Here is a 15937-nt window from a genome sequence, read left to right as displayed (position 1 = left end):
TGGTGCGGTCGAGAAGACTCGAACTTCCACGGGTTGCCCCACAGCGACCTCAACGCTGCGCGTCTACCAATTCCGCCACGACCGCTCGCATCGGAGCGGCGGCGAATAGACGAAGCCGTTGGAAAAGGAAAGGGCGAAATGAACGACGCAAAGACGTCGCGGATCAAAGCCTCAGGCCGACCCGGCCATGAAGTCGTACACGTCCGCCTGGCGGGTGACGGTGATGGCGATACGGTCGTCTCGGATCTCGATTTCGCCGCGCGCGACCGGATAGTTGTTGGCTAGGATCCAGACCTCGTCGCCCTCTGCGGCGTCCAGGGGAATCACCGCGCCGCGACCCATGCGCAGCAGTTGCGACATCGGCAGCACCGAGCGACCCAGCACCACTGAGATTTCGACATCGACGGCGTTGATCTGGGTCACGTAAAGCTCTCTTCACTGGAGGGCCGTCTCTTGCAGAAACGCCCTGGCGACCACATTGAAGCGTCATGCTTGCTGAGCCGTTAAGCCCGTCCCTTCAGAAACTGCGTCTCGACGATGGCCGACCGGTCGAATGGGCCGTGTCGAAAGGCTACGTCGACTATGCGGCCGCGGAGGCTTTCATGGAGGCGCGCGTCGCCGCCATTGCGGCCGGCAAAGCGCATGAGATGGTCTGGTTGCTGGAACATCCGCCGCTCTACACCGCCGGCGTCTCGGCCAAGGACGACGACCTTCTGGATGCCGGCCGGTTTCCGGTGCATCGCACAGGGCGGGGCGGGCAGTTCACCTATCACGGGCCGGGACAGCGCGTGGCCTATGTGATGCTGGACCTGAACCGGCGCGGCAAGGACGTCCGGTGTTTCGTGCGCGGGCTTGAGCTGTGGCTGATCGGCGCCCTGGATACGTTCGGCGTAAAGGCCGACATCCGGCCGGGCCGCGTGGGCGTGTGGGTCGAGCGCAAGGGGGCGGGCTGGTCGCGTGAAGACAAGATCGCCGCCATCGGCGTCAAGGTCCGCAAATGGGTCAGCTTCCACGGCATCAGCCTGAACGTAGAGCCGGACCTGGATCATTTCGGCGGCATCGTCCCGTGCGGCATTCAGGAACACGGCGTCACCAGCCTTGCCGATCTCGGCGTTCTGGCGACGATGGACGAGGCGGACGAGGCCTTGAGGCGCAGCTTCGATCGGATCTTCGGCGCAGCGGTCGAGGCGTCGGCGCCGCTTTGATGCGCGCCGCATCGCCGCAGCCCATGTGACAATCGGGCAAAATCCCGCGCGGTGGGGTTGGCAAGCGCTGGACGCATGGGGTTTAACCTTTCCCACGAGCTTGAAATCAAAGGCCGCAGGAAACCCCATGAACCGAATGATCGCCGCCGCTTCGGCCGCCGTTCTGTCGCTGACCGTCGCCGCCGGCACCGCCGTCGCACAGGATTTTCGCGCTCTGGCGCAACAGGACCTTCAGGCCGCGCATGACACCCTGGCCGCCAATCACCCCGCCGCCGTGATTCCCGGCGCGCCCAGCGAAGCGTTTCGCAGCTGGATCGATGCCGGCCTGACCGATGCGCAAGGCAAGGTTGGCCGCGTGAACAGCGGCGACAGCCACGCCTATCTGATGCGCTACTACGCCAATGGCTTCCGCGATTCGAACATCGCGATTCGCCCGACCTATGAAGGCCTCGGTCCCTTCTTCGCGACCAGCTGGCCGGGCGTGACCACGGCGTGGCGCAACGGCGAATATGTCGTCTCCTATGTGAAGCCCGGCGTTCGCAACGTGCCGCCGCTCGGGGCGACCCTGGTCAAGTGCGGCGACAAGACCGCCGCCCAGTTGGCCGAAGAGCGGCTGGACCGGTGGGAAGGCGACCTGACGACGGAAGCCGGACGTGTCCGCACCGCGCCCTATCTGCTGTGGAACCGCAACAATCCCTTCACCGGCGGTGTGCCCTCGCTGTGCACCTTCAAGGTCGGCCGTCGTGATCGCGACTTCCAGATGCAGCCCCAGCCGGCCGACGCCGCCAGCCTGGAAGCCGCCTATCGCGCCACCGTCTACACGCCGGGCGCCAATCCTTTGTCGGTCGAGACGGTCGATGGCCGTCCGTGGATCAACGTCCATACCTTGGCTGACGACGCCGGATGGGACGCCTTCTACGCCGCTGTCGAAGCCCAACTTCCCGCCATTCGTGGTGCGCAGGGTCTGGTCATCGACCTGCGCGGCGCGAACGGCGCTTCGCTGAATGCGACGGGCAAGGGCTATGGCCTGGCCAACCGCATCTGGACGCCGGAGTTCACCGTCAGCCGTCAGCCTGAAGCCGGCTCAATCACCTACCGCGCCACGACCGCAAATCGTCAGTGGTTCGCCGACACCCTGGCCCGCATGCAGGCCGACCCGCGCTTCGTCGCCGAATCCGGCCCGGTGATCGAACAGACCCAGGCCATCGTCGCCGCCTTCGATTCGGCCCTGGCCGCCAATCAGCCGACATTCACCATGCCGGGCCGTCCTTCGGTGGCTGACACGGGCGCAGCAAACCCCGTCGCAGGTCCTGTCGTGGTCCTGGTCGACAGCGGCTGCACCAGCGGGTGCCTGGATACGCTGGACCTGCTGACGCGCCTGCCGAACGTGCGCCTGGCCGGATCGGTCACCGCTGAGGACTCGATCTTTATCGAGCCGACCGTTCTGCGCCTGCCGTCGAACTATGCCGAGCTGACCTATGGTCATAAGGCCTGGACCACGCGCCAACGCGGCAACGATGCGCCCTTCACCCCGGCACAGGGCCTTGCCTATACCGGATCGGCGACGGACGAGGCGGCCGTGCGCGCCTGGGTCGGGACGCTGTTCCAATAAGTAAGGACCGGTCGGTCGAATGAACGAGGGGCGGGCAGGGGTGGAACCCTTGGCCCGCCCTTCTTATTTGCAGTCCATGACCGATCTCGCCCAAACCTCCGAATCCCTCCGTTCGCCGTCGGGCTATGACCTGACCCCGCCGAACGCCCAAGAACGCGCCCGGCTCGAAGCCGATCTGAACCCTGAGGAAAAGCGCGTCCTGCTATCCCATGGCACGGAGGCGCCCTTCTGCGGCACTCTGCTGGGCGAGAAGCGGGCGGGCGTCTTCTGCTGCCGCGAATGCGGCTTGCCGTTGTTCAAGAGCGGAACCAAATTCGAAAGCGGCACCGGCTGGCCCAGCTTCACCCAGCCGGTCGATGAAGCGCACGTCTACGCGATCCGCGACACCAGCTACGGCATGATCCGGATCGAGACCCAGTGCGCCCGCTGCGGCAGCCACCAGGGTCACGTCTTCCCCGACGGCCCGCCGCCCACCGGAAACCGCTATTGCATCAACTCGGTCGCGCTCAGTTTCGTAGCCGAGGGCGAGGCTCTGCCGGACCCCCTCAACCGCGGCGACGGCATCGCCTGACCTTGGCCTCAATCGCTGTGCTAGGATGATGTCGAACGGAGGTGGCCTATGCTGATCGCAAGTCTCTTGGCGGGTGTGGCGCTGGCGGCGTCGGACGGTGACCCGGACGGCGTGGTGACCACGGCGCCGACAAACGCGCCCACCCTGGCCCAGGCCATGGCGGCGGCGCCTGAGGCGTCGCTGACCGCGCCGACGGCGCAGGACGCCGCCCCGCACGGCATGACAACTGAACAGCAGATCCAGAACTGGATCAGCGCGCGCACGCCGGGCGCAACCTTCGACGAAAGTGCAGAGCCGGGCGCCCCGGCCGAGCGCAAGATGCATGGCATGGTCGAGGCCGGAATCGGCACCGGGGGCTATCGCAGCTATGGCGCGGCCGTTTCCCTGCCGGTTGGCGAGAACGGTCGCCTGGACCTCGCCTACCGCGAAGGCCGCAACGAACCCTGGGGATACGGCTACGGCGGCTATGGTCTGCGCGGACCGGGCTTCTACTCGCCCTATGGCGGCGGCTGGCGCGGTCGAGGCTATGGGGCCGACACCACGACCAAGTCGATGTCGATGGGGTTCAGCTGGAGCAAGGACGGCGATGCGGATGACCGGGATCCCTACCGCCGCAGCCTGTACGGCTACGACTGAAGGCTTTTCCGTCCGATCTGGAGAATCAAAAAGGCCCGGCGAAAGCCGGGCCTTTTCAAGTCTCAGATGGTGCCGCCGGGGGGAATCGAACCCACGACCTCAGCCTTACCAAGGATGCGCTCTACCACTGAGCTACGGCGGCCCCGACTGAGGAAGCGGCCGTATAGCCAAACCCTTCCGGGGAGGGAAGCGGCTTTTTGACGATCTGAAAGAAAGTTTGGACATGGCCCGTGATCACGGCATCATTGCGCCATGACTCGCACGCCGCATGACGCCGATACGCCCTCCGCCGCCGCGCAGGCGACGCCGATTGTCGAATCGGGTCCTGATTTCGAGAAAGCGCGGGCCAAGGCGGAAAAGGCCATGCGGCTGGCCTCCGCGCTCCGGGCCAATCTGCGGCGGCGCAAGGCGCCGGCGCGCACGCCGGCCGCGCCGCGCGACAGCAACTGAAAGTCATCGCCTCGCGATCACGCAGCCCTTTGGCAAGCGCCCGCCGGCTTGCTAGAGAACCTTCCCCCCGAGGCGTTGGCCTCGGGCGCGCTTAAGGACGTCATGGACAGCATCGCCATTCAGGGCGGCGCCCAGCTTTTCGGGGACATTCCCGTCAGCGGCGCCAAGAACTCCGCCATCAAGCTGATGGCCGCCTCGATCCTGACGGATCAGCCCTTGCTGCTGACCAATATGCCGCGCCTGGCCGACACCCGGTTCCTGGGTCAGTTGCTGCGTCAGTTCGGTATCGAAGTGACCGAGCGTGACGGCGCGGACGGGCAGGAGAGCCTGTTTCACGCCAAGGACCTGACCTCGACCTTCGCCCCCTATGATCTGGTGCGCCAGATGCGGGCCTCGTTCAATGTGCTGGGCCCATTGCTGGCGCGCACCGGCGAGGCCAAGGTCTCGCTGCCCGGCGGCTGCACCATCGGTGCGCGTCCGGTCGATCTGCACCTTCAGGCGCTGACGGCGCTGGGCGCCGAGATCGAGCTGGACGAAGGCTATGTCACCGCCCGCGCGCCCAAGGGTCTGAAGGGCGCCGAGATCGAGTTCCCCTTCGTCTCGGTCGGCGCCACCGAACATGCGCTTCTGGCCGCCGTGCTGGCTGAGGGCACGACCGTCCTGCGTCGTGCGGCGCGCGAACCCGAGATCGGCGATCTAGCCCACTGTCTGACGGCTATGGGCGCCAGGATCGAGGGAATCGACACCGACGTCCTGACCATCACCGGCGTCTCGTCGCTGAACGGGACGACCTGGTCGGTGATTCCCGACCGAATCGAGATGGGCTCCTACGCGGTTTCCGCCGCCATGGCGGGCGGCGAGGTGCGCCTGACCAGGGCGCGGGCCGAACTGATCGGTTCGCTGACCGACAAGATGGTCGAGGCGGGCGTCGAGGTGTCGCCGACCGCCGACGGCGTTCTGATCAAGCGCGACCCCAAGCAGCGACTGAAGGCCGTGGATGTCGAGACGGCCATCTATCCGGGCTTCGCCACCGATCTGCAGGCCCAGTTCATGGCGCTGATGACGACGGCGGAGGGCGTCAGCACGATTCGCGAGACGATCTTCGAAAACCGCTTCATGCACGTGCCGGAGTTGGCGCGACTGGGCGCCGACATTTCGGTCCACGCCGGAGAGGCGCACGTCACCGGCGTCGAGGTTCTGCACGGCGCGCAGGTGATGGCCACGGATCTGCGGGCCTCGATGTGCTTGGTCATCGCGGGCCTTATCGCGGAGGCCGAAACGACGGTCGGACGCGTCTATCATCTGGATCGCGGTTTCGAGCGTTTGGAAGAAAAGCTCGGCGCGTGCGGAGCCGACATCCGCCGCATAAAGGGAACAGGTGATGAGCACTGAGATCGACGGCGTCATCCCCGAAGCCAAGGCGCCGGTCGAACCGCTGCGTCTGCTGGCCGAGGACGCCGACGATCTTCAGATCATCTCCGCCGCGCTGCAGGACGCCATCCTGCGCCCCGTCGATATCGTCTGGGAAAAGGCGGCCCGAACACTGACCATCGCCTTCAGCCGCTTCTGCTGGGAGTGCGGCGGGACGCGGGTGATGTGCGCCATGCAGTTCGGCGACGTTCTGGCGGTCAAGAGCCGTCGCCTGTCGCGCAGCCCTGACGCCTCACTCGAACTGCTCGCGCTAGAATTCATTCCGACCGAGGACCTGAGCGGGCGCGTCATCCTGATGTTCGCCGGCGGCGGTGATCTGCGAATCGACGTCGAATGCCTGGACGCCGTGGTCACGGACATCTCCGACCGCTGGCCCGCACGGATCGCGCCGACCCACCTGGACACGCCCGAACTGGACGAAGGAACTGCGGCATGAGCGCCGATCACAAGCTGGCCTCGGTCGAACTGGACGCCGCGACACTGCCGGCGGCGACGGCCGAGATCGAGCACGAGCGTCGCGTAGCCATCTTTGATCTGGTCGAGAAGAACAGCTTCGAGCCCGTCGGCGCCGAGGGCGGACCCTACAGGCTGAAGCTGTCGCTTCAGGACAATCGTCTGGTGTTCGATATCGACGGCGACAACTTCACGCGCACCTACGCCATCAGCCTGACGCCGCTGAAGGGCGTGATCAAAGACTATCTGATGATCTGCGACAGCTACTATGAGGCGCTGCGCGGATCCTCGGCCAGCCAGATCGAATCGGTCGACATGGGCCGCCGCGGCCTTCACAACGAAGGGGCCGAGCAGCTGAAGACGCGGTTGGACGGCAAGATCGTGGTCGATCACGAGACGTCGCGGCGCCTGTTCACATTGCTCTGCGCCCTCTACCGTCGCGGCTGACCTCGACTATCTCTGTGTTTTCGGGCATTAGGCCCGTCCATTCCGCCCCTCGCGCCCGCCCGGCGTGGGGTCGAACGCATATTCAACGGGCGTGAGAGGCCGCATGGCTAAGGAAGAACTGCTTGAGTTTCCCGGCACGGTCAGCGAACTGCTACCGAACGCCACCTTCCGCGTGACGCTCGAGAACGACCACGAGATCATCGCTCACACCGCCGGCAAGATGCGCAAGAACCGCATCCGCGTCCTGGCCGGCGACAAGGTGCTGGTCGAAATGACCCCCTACGACCTGACCAAGGGTCGCATCACCTATCGCTTCAAGTAAGTGGCTGCGGGTCGCCCCGAACTGGTGCTGGCTTCGGCCAGCCCGCGCCGCATCGAACTGCTGGCGCAGGTCGGGATCACGCCCGACCATATCGATCCCGCCGACATCGACGAGACGCCTCTGAAGGGCGAGACCCCGCCGCGTCTGGCCGAACGACTTGCCACCTCGAAGGCGCAGGTCGTCGCAGAGCGCCGCTCCGACGCGGTCGTCATCGCCGCCGATACGGTTGTCGCTGTCGGGCGTCGTTTTCTGGAGAAGGCGGCGGACGAGGCCGAGGCGACACGCTTTCTGAAACTGCTGTCCGGCCGCAATCACCGCGTCTTCACCGGCGTGGCCGTGTGGCGCGACGGAAAACTATCGTCGCGCGTCAACGAAACCCGCGTGACCTTCAAACCCTTGTCCGACCACGAGATCGCCGCCTACGTCGCCACGGGCGACTGGCGCGGCAAGGCGGGCGGCTATGGCATCCAGGGCCCAGCGGCCGCCTTCATCCAGCGCATCGTCGGCAGCCATCCGTCCGTGATGGGCCTTCCCGTCTATGAGGCCGTCCAGCTCTTGCACGGCGTCGGCTGGCGTTCATGAGCGGCGCAGTCGAGGTCTTCCTCGACGAGACGCCTGGCGAGACGCGTGGCGCGATCATGCGCGATGGCCGCTATACTCATCTTCTAATCCACCGCGAGGATGATGCGGCGCAGACCCGGCTCGGCGCCCGCTCGGTGGGGCGTGTCATCGAGGTGAACCCCGGCTTGCGCGGCGCCTTCGTCGATATCGCCGCACCGACCGCCGCCTTTCTCCCGTTCCCGAGAAATGACCGAATTACCCAAGGCCAGCGGCTGGAAGTCGTCATCGTCGCCGAACCTCGTGCCGGGAAAGGGGCGGCAGTTCGGTATGTAGGACCGGGGGAGGGGACGCCCCGCCTGATTCAGCCCGCACCCAGCATCGCCGAACAGTTGCGCGATCTCGCGCCCGGCGAGGAATCAATCACTGGCATCGCCGCCATCGACGCCATGGTCGAGGCGGAGGAGGAGGCTCTGGTTCAATCGATCGGTTTCGCCCCGCATGGAATCGATCTCGCCATCGAACGCACCCGCGCCCTGGTGGCTGTGGACATCGACTTCACCTCCACCCCCGGTCGTGATCCGAAACAGGCCAGGGCGGCTGCGAATCGCGAGGGGGTGAAACAGGCGGCGCGGCTGATCGGCTTGCGGAACTGGGGCGGCCTGGTCGTCATCGACATGGTCGGGGACGGTCAGGACGCCGAGGCGCAGTCCAAAGTCGCGCGGGCCGCGTTCGGTCATGTACCCCAGGCCGTCTTCGGACCCGTCAGTCGATTCGGCCTGTTGCAGATGTCGCTGCCCTGGCGCCGCACCCCGATCGAGGAGATTCTGCTCGACGCCGGCGGACGCCCCTCGGTTCAGACGCGGGCCATATCTGTCGTGCGCGCTTTGCGACGGCAACTGCTGGCCGATACCTTATCGCCACGCATCACCGCGCGTTGCGCGCCCGAAGAAGCCCTGATCGCTGACCCACTGGCGTCCTATCTGGGACCGCGAGCGGTGATCCAGGCCGATGCCGCGATCCCGCCAGGACGTTTACGAATAGAAGAGGGTTGAGCCGTGGCTTCCTGTCCTATCTGCCGCAAGGCCGACGCCGATCCCAAGTACAAGCCCTTCTGCTCACGCCGCTGTTCGGACGTGGATCTTCAACGCTGGTTCACCGGCGCCTACGCCATTCCGGTCGCCTTGGACGAGGGTGCGGAAGATGATGACGAAAAGGGCGAATTGGGCGCTGGACAGGCGGAAAAGCCTCCCCTATAGACCCGCCTCTCGCGACGCCGCGTCGGCGCCTGGATAGCTCAGCTGGTAGAGCAGCGGATTGAAAATCCGCGTGTCGGTGGTTCGAACCCGCCTCCAGGCACCATCTTTTCCTACATCGTGAAAATCGATTGTTTCGAGCGCATGATCCTGCGCTGCGGCCTTTGCGCCGCCCTGGGGTTTTCAGCCGGCGTGCAGCGATCAGCCCGACATTCGCAATATCGGGAAATGATCACGCTCAGGATGTTCGTTTTGAACAAACTTGCTTCATCTGACGCCAGATCATCATCAAAATGTCGCGCGGCTGCACTCTAATGCGCCGGTTGGTGGAACTTTTCTCCATGTCTCTCGACGGGTTAAAAGCCCCTCTTGTCCCTTGACGCTCCGGTAAGGGTTCGTCAAAGGGTTGAGGCGCCTTCGCAAGAAGACGTTAATGCGGATCGCCGGAGACGTGTCTCCGAAGGTTCGACCAGCGGAGACGAGGCGGGCGACCGTTTCGATCTCCACCGAAGATTTCAGCGAGCTCTGATCCTCGAAAGGACGGGCGCGTTGAAGGAAACATTTCAGGTTGGGGGGCGGTCGCTGACTATGGCCGCACCTTTGGTTCCACGAGTCAGACCAAGCAGGAACTGGCGAATTATGCTGAACAGCAAAAAGACGAATATCCTTCTCGCCATGGCCGGCGCCGCCGCGCTGATGGCGAGCTCGCCGGTCCTGGCCCAGGCCCCGGCCGAGCCCACCCCGGCCGCCTCGACTGCGGCTCCCGCAGCCGCCGCTCCGGCTGCCGGCGAAGCTGATCCCGCAACGGTGAACGACGCCGTCGGCGGCGGTCACGGCGACATCACCCCGATCTCCATGTTCATGGAAGCCACGGTCGTCGTTAAGGTCGTCATGGCCGGCCTGCTGCTGGCCTCGATCCTGTCGTGGACCCTGCTGCTCATCAAGCTGTTCGAGTTCGGCGCTCTGAACCGCAAGACCGACAACTTCCTCGAGAACTTCCGCGGCGCCCGCACCATCGCTGACATGCGCGCTGTCTCGACTCAGGAAGATTTCGACGGCAACCCGCTGGCCGACATGGCCGCCGCCGCCACCGAGGAAATCGAACTGTCGCGTCAATCGGGTCTGTCGGTCACCGGCGATCACCTCGACTCGGCCATGGCCCGCGCTCAGTCGGCTGTCGCCGCCGTGCAATCCGGTCTGGCCCTGCGCCTGTCGGGCGGCCAGCAGTTCCTGGCGTCGGTCGGCTCGATCGGTCCGTTCGTCGGTCTGTTCGGCACCGTTTACGGCATCATGAACTCCTTCATCGGCATCGCCCAGTCGAACACCACCAACCTGGCCGTCGTGGCTCCGGGTATCGCTGAAGCTCTGCTGGCCACCGGTATCGGTCTGTTCGCCGCTATCCCGGCCGTTGTGTTCTACAACTACTTCAACACTCGCATCGCTGCTTACGGCACGCGCGCCGACGGCTTCGCCGCTGAGCTGCTGAACGGCATCTCGCGTCAGCTCGACAAGGGGGCGTAAGACGGATGGCCGCCAAGATTAAATCGGGCGGCGCTGGCAACCTGCCTCAGGCCAACAGTGATATCAACGTTACGCCTTTCGTTGATATCATGCTGGTTCTGCTCATCATCTTCATGGTGGCGGCTCCGCTAGCCTCCGTGTCGGTGCCTGTTGAGTTGCCAATCGCCGTCGCCAAGGCGGCCCCGAACCCGCCCAAGCCGGTCTATATTTCGATCCAGAATGACGGCGACGTCTATGTGGGCGATTTCCGGACCGACGTCGGTGCCCTGGGTGAAGATCTGAAAAAACAGATCGGATCCCGGAACCCGGCCGATGAGCGGATCTTCATTCGGGGCGACCAGAACACCCGTTACGGCGACTTCATGCAGGTCATGAATGCGCTGCAGGATAACGGCTTCTATAGCGTTGCGCTGGTCGGCGAAGACCAGGCGACGAGTTAGGATGCGGAGATAGTATGACAGACGTCGAATATCATCGCAGTCGCTACGACGTACCCAAGAAAAAGGGCTTCATGGGGGTGTCCTACCCCGTGCTGATCGTCTGCCTGATGGTGGTCAGCATCTTGTTTGCGTTGCTGATCTTCTTTGTTCAGCAGTCCAAGTTCAAGCTGAAGGAGTTCAACTACGTCGACGAGTCCGTCGAGGTCGAGTTGGTCGAGCCGGTTCCGCCGCCTCCGCCGCCTCCGCCCCCGCCGCCTCCGCCGACGGATACGCCTCCGCCGCCGAAGCTTCAGGTGCGCGTGCCGGCTCCGGTCCCGAACATCGTTCCCCCTCCGCCGGTCAACATCACGCCGACGAAGAAGGAAGATCGGGTTGAATACACGGGTCCGCCCGTCAATATTCCTGGACCTCCGCCTCCGCCCGCACCCCCGGCTCCGCCGCGTCCGTCGACGATCACGAACGTTCAGTGGTCGCGCCAACCGCGCCCGACAGCTGATGACTTCCCGGCGCGTGCGCTGGAGCGTGAAATCAGCGGTTCGGCTACGGTCGAGTGTACGGCGCGCTCCAACGGATCTCCGGCGAACTGCCGCGTGGTGTCCGAAGAGCCTGCCGGAATGGGCTTCGGCCGCGCCGCCATTCGGGTGGTTCAGCGTGGACAACTGTCCCCGCGGACCGTCGATGGCGCCGCTCAAGACGCGACCTTCCGCGTCCGGGTGCCCTTCACCCTCGGGTGATCGTCACGGCAACAGACAAGACGCCTCGGAGAGCAATCTCCGGGGCGTTTTTGTTTGGGCTGTCACCTGCGGAATCTCCTGAGGAAATATGAGGAAGGCGCTTGATCGCCTGCCGCAGGCCCGGTAGAGAACGCGCCTCGCGATGAGCGGGCCGCCTTAGCTCAGTTGGTTAGAGCGCCGGTTTGTGGAACCGGAGGTCCTCAGTTCAAGCCTGAGAGGCGGTACCATCGCAAAGCACGGCCGGGATTGCACCCCGCCGTCGCCGCGACCATCTCCTGATCGTCGGCCGTGTGGCCGATCCCCCACATCGACAGGAGAAGGCCCCCATGAAGACGCGCAAGTTGGGTGCAAACGGCCCCGAGGTTTCGGCCATTGGCCTGGGCTGCATGGGCATGAGCGCCTTCTACGGCGGCGCCGACGAGGCCCAGTCCATCTCCGTCATCCATCGCGCGCTCGATCTGGGCATCACCCTGTTCGACACCGCCGAAATGTACGGCCCTCACACAAACGAGGTGCTGGTCGGCAAGGCGTTGAAGGACCGGCGCGACCAGGCGTTCATCGCCACCAAGTTCGGCATCAACTATAACGCCGACCGCACCAAGCTGATGACCGACGGCAGCCCGGCCAATGTGCGTCGCGCCATCGAGGGCAGCCTGCAACGCCTGGGCGTCGATCACGTCGATCTCTACTATCTGCACCGCGTCGATCCGGACACGCCGATCGAGGACACGGTTGGGGCGATGGCGGAACTGGTGAAGGAGGGCAAGGTCCGCTTCCTGGGTCTGTCCGAGGCCGCGCCCGATACCCTGCGCAAGGCGCATGCGACCCATCCGATCACGGCACTGCAGACGGAATATTCGCTGTGGAGCCGCGAGCCCGAAGACGAACTGTTCGCGGTCGTGCGCGAACTGGAAATCGGCTTCGTGCCCTACAGCCCGCTGGGCCGCGGCTTCCTGTCGGGCGACATCACCTCGATCGATGACCTGGACGCCGACGACTTCCGTCGCACCAATCCGCGCTTCATGGGCGAGAACTTCCAGAAGAATCTGGATCTGGTGGAGGCGGTAAAGGCCATTGCGTCGGACAAGGGCATAACCGCCGCTCAACTGGCGCTGGCCTGGCTGCTGGCGCAGGGCGAGGATCTGATCCCGATCCCCGGCACCCGTCGTATTGCGACCCTGGAGCAGAATGCGGCGGCCGTGGACATCGTTCTGACGCCTGAGGATCTCGCCCGGATCGAGGCCGTCTTCCCCAAGGGCGCGGCGACGGGGCATCGCTACGCCGAGGCGGCGCGGGCGGCGCTGAATCGCTGAGCTACGAGCCAAATGAAAAAGGCCCGGTCGGATCGCTCCGACCGGGCCTTTCGTGTGTGTGTGTCGCGCTGATCCTACTGGATGCGGGTCCAGGTCTGGGTCTTGCAAAGCGGCGCGACGATGCAGCCGCGCAGACGCAGGCTGTTTTCATTGGTCATGGTGATGGTGCCGCGATAGGTGCCGCCGTCGGCCGGGTTGTAGACCGAGCCGTTGCGCCATTCCGTCGGACCGCCGGTGAAGCCCGTCAGCATGGGCAGGTTGCGCAGGGTGCGGTTCCGCTGGGCAGCGTTGCGATTGTTGGCGTCGCGCGCATTGGCGTCGGCGCGAATGTGGTCCGAAGTCACCAGCGTGCCGCACAGCGCTTGGCCGCAACGCGCGATCCGCACCTGACCGCCATTGGTCGGGGTCTGCCACAGACCGGTCGGGTCGCCCGCCAGGGCTGGAGAGGCGAGGGCGCCCGCCAGGGTCGCCGCGGCCAGCATGATCTTGATCTTCATAGTCGTTCCCTTTCGTCGGGTCGGTCGCACCGCCCGTTGAAGCGGACGTTGATCGCGGTTTCGGTTGAAGACAAGGCCAAAACCCCAGTGATCACCAACGAAAACCGACCGTTAGGTCAACTTCAACCGCCGATCAGGGCCAGCCATTCGTCCTCGGTCAGCACCTGCACGCCGTGCTTTTCGGCGTCCTTCAGCTTGGACCCCGCTCCAGGGCCGGCGATGAGGTAGTCGGTCTTTTTCGACACCGAACCCGAGACCTTTGCGCCCAGGCTTTCTGCGCGGGCCTTGGCCTCGTCCCGCGTGAAGCGTTCTAGGGCGCCGGTGAAGACGACAGTCTTGCCCGCGACCGCCGTGTCGGACTTGGGGCGTTCAGCATCGAGGATTTCGGTCAGTTCGGCTTCCAAAGCCTCTACGACCTTTAGATTGTGGGGCTCGTGGAAGAAGTGGGCTAGGGCCTCCGCCGCAACAGGACCGACGCCGGTGACGCCGGCGATCTGGTTCAGGATTTCGGACGGGCCGTCCTCGCGCGCGACACGGGCCAGTTCGACCAGCCCGGACCAGTCGTTCGCCATCGTCGCCAGAGACCGGCGGGCCGGAGCGGCCATGCCGGGGAAGGCCTGGCTGATCTTCATGTCCATCGTCGCCTCGGGCCAGGGATCTACGGCGGGGGGCGCGGCCTCGGCCATCAGGGTCAGGACGCGGGGCGATATGGCGTGGGCGGCGGCAAGGTCGGTCCAGGCGTCGGACGGCACGCCCGAGGCGGCTTGGAGGCAGGCGGCCTTCAGCGCGGACCAGCTCTCGAAGGCGCGGGCCAGCACGATGGAGGTCTGTTCGCCGATGTCGCGGATTCCCAGACCGAACAGGAACCGGTCCAGCGAAATGACGCGGCGGGCGTCGATGCCGGCGACCAGATTGCGTATGCTGGTTTCGCCATAACCGTCGTCACGCTCCAGCGCCTTCAGCCGCGCCTCGTCGCGCGCCAGTCTGAAGATGTCGGCCGGCTCCTTGATCCAGGCGCGCGCATGGAAGGCGACCAACTGCTTTTCGCCCAATCCCTCTATGTCAAAGGCGCGGCGGCCGACGAAATGCTTCAGCCGTTCGACGATCTGGGCGTCGCAGATCAGGCCACCGGTGCAGCGACGCTTGACCTCGTCGCCTTCGCGCACGGCTTCCGAGCCGCAGACGGGGCAGTGTTCAGGGAAGGCATAGGGGACGGCGTCGGCGGGACGTGACTCCGGGACCACGCCCAGGATCTGGGGGATGACATCGCCGGCGCGTTGCAGGCGGACGGTGTCGCCGATGCGGACATCCAGACGCTCGATCTCGTCTTCATTGTGCAGGGTGGCGTTGCGCACCACCACGCCTCCGACAGTGACGGGGTGCAGGCGGGCGACGGGGGTCAGGGAGCCGGTGCGGCCGACCTGGATGTCGATGCCTTCCAGCACAGTGGTCGCCTGCTGCGCCGGGAATTTGTGGGCGATGGCCCAGCGGGGGCTGCGGGCGACGAAGCCCAGTCGGCGTTGCCAGTCGATGCGATCGACCTTGTAGACCACGCCGTCGATGTCATAGCCCAATGTCGCGCGGTCGCGTTCCAGTTCGCGATAGACGGCGATCAGCCCCTCCGCGCCCTCGACCCGGCGCGAGCGGGCGTTGACGGGGAAGCCCCAGGCCTTAAGCTTTTGCAGGGCTTCCCACTGGGTCTCAGCGAAGTCGCTGGAATGTTCGCCCCAGGCGTAGGCGAAGAAGTTCAGCGGGCGTTTGGCGGTGATCCGGGCGTCCTTCTGGCGCAGGGAACCGGCGGCGAAGTTGCGGGGGTTGGCGTAGGTCCGGCGGCCTTCCGCCTCGGCGGCGGCGTTGAAGGCGGCGAAGGCGTCGTTGGGCGCATAGACCTCGCCCCGGATCTCGATCCGGTCGGGCCAGCCGTCGCCGGCCAGGGTCTGCTGCACATCGGCGATGGTGTTCAGATTGGCGGTGACGTCCTCGCCCGCGCGGCCGTCGCCGCGCGTGGCGCCGATCGTCAGCTTGCCGCCGACATAGAGAAGATTCGCGGAGAGGCCGTCGATCTTGGGCTCGGCGACGAAGGCGATGGGTTCGTCGGCCGGCAGTTTCAGGAAACGGGCGATCCGGGCCACGAAGTCGCGCACCTCGCCATCGTCGAAGGCGTTGTCCAGCGACAGCATGGGCACGCCGTGGCGCACCTCGGCGAACTGGGTTGAGGCGGCGGCGCCGACCTTGTTCGATGGCGAGTCAGGCCGGACCAAATCGGGGAAGGCGGTTTCGATCGCCAGGTTGCGCGCACGCAGGGCGTCGTATTCCGCGTCGGAAATCTCGGGCGTCGCCTCGTTGTACAGCGCGTCGTGGCGGGCCATTTCGGCGGCCAGCCAGGCCAGGGCCTCGGCAGCCGTCTCGGCGGTAAGGTCGTCGACGGGGACTTCGAGAGGAATCGCGTTGGCCATGGTCGTCGTTATATCATCTGACACGCCGCCCGTGC

The 15937-nt window shown here is 65.4% G+C and carries 19 protein-coding genes and 4 tRNA genes; 18 read left to right on the top strand and 5 right to left on the bottom strand.

Annotated features, from left to right (window positions below):
* Nucleotides 1–85, bottom strand: a tRNA-Leu gene (locus PFY01_RS11425).
* An 86-nt stretch (nucleotides 86–171) separates the two neighbouring features.
* Nucleotides 172–423: a FliM/FliN family flagellar motor switch protein gene (locus tag PFY01_RS11420; protein ID WP_017505209.1), complete on the bottom strand. Its 252-nt coding sequence runs from the start codon at nucleotides 421–423 to the stop codon at nucleotides 172–174.
* A gap of 65 nt (nucleotides 424–488) precedes the next feature.
* Between PFY01_RS11420 and lipB the strand changes: the two genes are divergently transcribed.
* The 4 genes from lipB (at nucleotide 489) to PFY01_RS11400 (ending at nucleotide 4024) form a co-directional block, all read left to right on the top strand.
* The gene (gene lipB, locus PFY01_RS11415; protein WP_271041361.1) at nucleotides 489–1205 is read left to right on the top strand and encodes a lipoyl(octanoyl) transferase LipB; all 717 of its coding nucleotides are present in this window, start codon (nucleotides 489–491) and stop codon (nucleotides 1203–1205) included.
* Nucleotides 1206–1332: 127 nt separating this feature from the next.
* On the top strand, nucleotides 1333–2817 hold the full coding sequence (locus tag PFY01_RS11410) for a hypothetical protein (RefSeq protein WP_271041360.1): 1485 nt from the start codon (nucleotides 1333–1335) through the stop codon (nucleotides 2815–2817).
* 76 nt (nucleotides 2818–2893) lie between these two features.
* Complete coding sequence (gene msrB, locus PFY01_RS11405; protein ID WP_271041359.1) at nucleotides 2894–3388, top strand: peptide-methionine (R)-S-oxide reductase MsrB; 495 nt, start codon at nucleotides 2894–2896, stop codon at nucleotides 3386–3388.
* A 48-nt stretch (nucleotides 3389–3436) separates the two neighbouring features.
* On the top strand, nucleotides 3437–4024 hold the full coding sequence (locus PFY01_RS11400) for a hypothetical protein (protein ID WP_271041358.1): 588 nt from the start codon (nucleotides 3437–3439) through the stop codon (nucleotides 4022–4024).
* 67 nt (nucleotides 4025–4091) lie between these two features.
* Here PFY01_RS11400 and PFY01_RS11395 read toward each other — a convergent pair.
* Nucleotides 4092–4166: transfer RNA gene (locus PFY01_RS11395), tRNA-Thr, on the bottom strand.
* A 110-nt stretch (nucleotides 4167–4276) separates the two neighbouring features.
* Between PFY01_RS11395 and PFY01_RS11390 the strand changes: the two genes are divergently transcribed.
* The 14 genes from PFY01_RS11390 (at nucleotide 4277) to PFY01_RS11325 (ending at nucleotide 12949) form a co-directional block, all read left to right on the top strand.
* On the top strand, nucleotides 4277–4474 hold the full coding sequence (locus PFY01_RS11390; RefSeq protein ID WP_017505204.1) for a hypothetical protein: 198 nt from the start codon (nucleotides 4277–4279) through the stop codon (nucleotides 4472–4474).
* Nucleotides 4475–4576: 102 nt separating this feature from the next.
* Nucleotides 4577–5866 (top strand): UDP-N-acetylglucosamine 1-carboxyvinyltransferase, encoded by a 1290-nt coding sequence (gene murA, locus PFY01_RS11385; protein WP_271043055.1) that lies wholly within the window; start codon nucleotides 4577–4579, stop codon nucleotides 5864–5866.
* Complete coding sequence (locus PFY01_RS11380; RefSeq protein ID WP_039247307.1) at nucleotides 5856–6341, top strand: DUF2948 family protein; 486 nt, start codon at nucleotides 5856–5858, stop codon at nucleotides 6339–6341. Before murA ends, PFY01_RS11380 begins: the two co-directional genes overlap by 11 nt.
* Entirely contained in the window at nucleotides 6338–6805 is a 468-nt protein-coding gene (locus PFY01_RS11375; protein ID WP_039247308.1) for a UPF0262 family protein, read from the top strand. The genes PFY01_RS11380 and PFY01_RS11375 overlap by 4 nt, the downstream gene beginning before the upstream one ends.
* Before the next feature lie 103 nt (nucleotides 6806–6908).
* Nucleotides 6909–7127 (top strand): translation initiation factor IF-1, encoded by a 219-nt coding sequence (gene infA / locus PFY01_RS11370; RefSeq protein ID WP_008261544.1) that lies wholly within the window; start codon nucleotides 6909–6911, stop codon nucleotides 7125–7127.
* Nucleotides 7128–7709, top strand: a complete 582-nt coding sequence (locus tag PFY01_RS11365) for a Maf family protein (protein ID WP_271041357.1) — start codon at nucleotides 7128–7130, stop codon at nucleotides 7707–7709. It begins immediately after the preceding gene.
* Nucleotides 7706–8740 (top strand): ribonuclease E/G, encoded by a 1035-nt coding sequence (locus tag PFY01_RS11360; RefSeq protein WP_271041356.1) that lies wholly within the window; start codon nucleotides 7706–7708, stop codon nucleotides 8738–8740. The genes PFY01_RS11365 and PFY01_RS11360 overlap by 4 nt, the downstream gene beginning before the upstream one ends.
* Before the next feature lie 3 nt (nucleotides 8741–8743).
* A complete protein-coding gene (locus tag PFY01_RS11355) occupies nucleotides 8744–8944 on the top strand; it encodes a DNA gyrase inhibitor YacG (protein ID WP_271041355.1) in 201 nt (66 codons plus the stop codon).
* Nucleotides 8945–8971: 27 nt separating this feature from the next.
* Nucleotides 8972–9047 (top strand) — tRNA-Phe (locus tag PFY01_RS11350).
* 533 nt (nucleotides 9048–9580) lie between these two features.
* Nucleotides 9581–10462, top strand: a complete 882-nt coding sequence (locus tag PFY01_RS11345; protein ID WP_271041354.1) for a MotA/TolQ/ExbB proton channel family protein — start codon at nucleotides 9581–9583, stop codon at nucleotides 10460–10462.
* Between the two features lie 5 nt (nucleotides 10463–10467).
* Nucleotides 10468–10902: an ExbD/TolR family protein gene (locus tag PFY01_RS11340; protein WP_017505196.1), complete on the top strand. Its 435-nt coding sequence runs from the start codon at nucleotides 10468–10470 to the stop codon at nucleotides 10900–10902.
* Between the two features lie 14 nt (nucleotides 10903–10916).
* Nucleotides 10917–11636, top strand: a complete 720-nt coding sequence (locus PFY01_RS11335) for an energy transducer TonB (RefSeq protein ID WP_017505195.1) — start codon at nucleotides 10917–10919, stop codon at nucleotides 11634–11636.
* Nucleotides 11637–11786: 150 nt separating this feature from the next.
* Nucleotides 11787–11863: transfer RNA gene (locus tag PFY01_RS11330), tRNA-His, on the top strand.
* Between the two features lie 99 nt (nucleotides 11864–11962).
* Entirely contained in the window at nucleotides 11963–12949 is a 987-nt protein-coding gene (locus PFY01_RS11325) for an aldo/keto reductase (RefSeq protein WP_271041353.1), read from the top strand.
* A 74-nt stretch (nucleotides 12950–13023) separates the two neighbouring features.
* Here PFY01_RS11325 and PFY01_RS11320 read toward each other — a convergent pair whose 3' ends face one another.
* Together PFY01_RS11320 and ligA are read right to left on the bottom strand one after the other, a co-directional pair.
* A complete protein-coding gene (locus tag PFY01_RS11320) occupies nucleotides 13024–13446 on the bottom strand; it encodes a DUF2147 domain-containing protein (protein WP_271041352.1) in 423 nt (140 codons plus the stop codon).
* A 122-nt stretch (nucleotides 13447–13568) separates the two neighbouring features.
* Nucleotides 13569–15902, bottom strand: coding sequence for an NAD-dependent DNA ligase LigA (ligA, locus tag PFY01_RS11315; RefSeq protein WP_271041351.1), 2334 nt, complete (start codon nucleotides 15900–15902; stop codon nucleotides 13569–13571).
* Nucleotides 15903–15937 lie beyond the last annotated feature (35 nt).

Source organism: Brevundimonas vesicularis, assembly GCF_027886425.1.
Taxonomy (GTDB): Bacteria; Pseudomonadota; Alphaproteobacteria; order Caulobacterales; family Caulobacteraceae; genus Brevundimonas; species Brevundimonas vesicularis_C.
The sequence above is the reverse complement of the archived record's forward strand: the minus strand, read 5'-3'. Positions and strand labels throughout refer to the sequence as shown.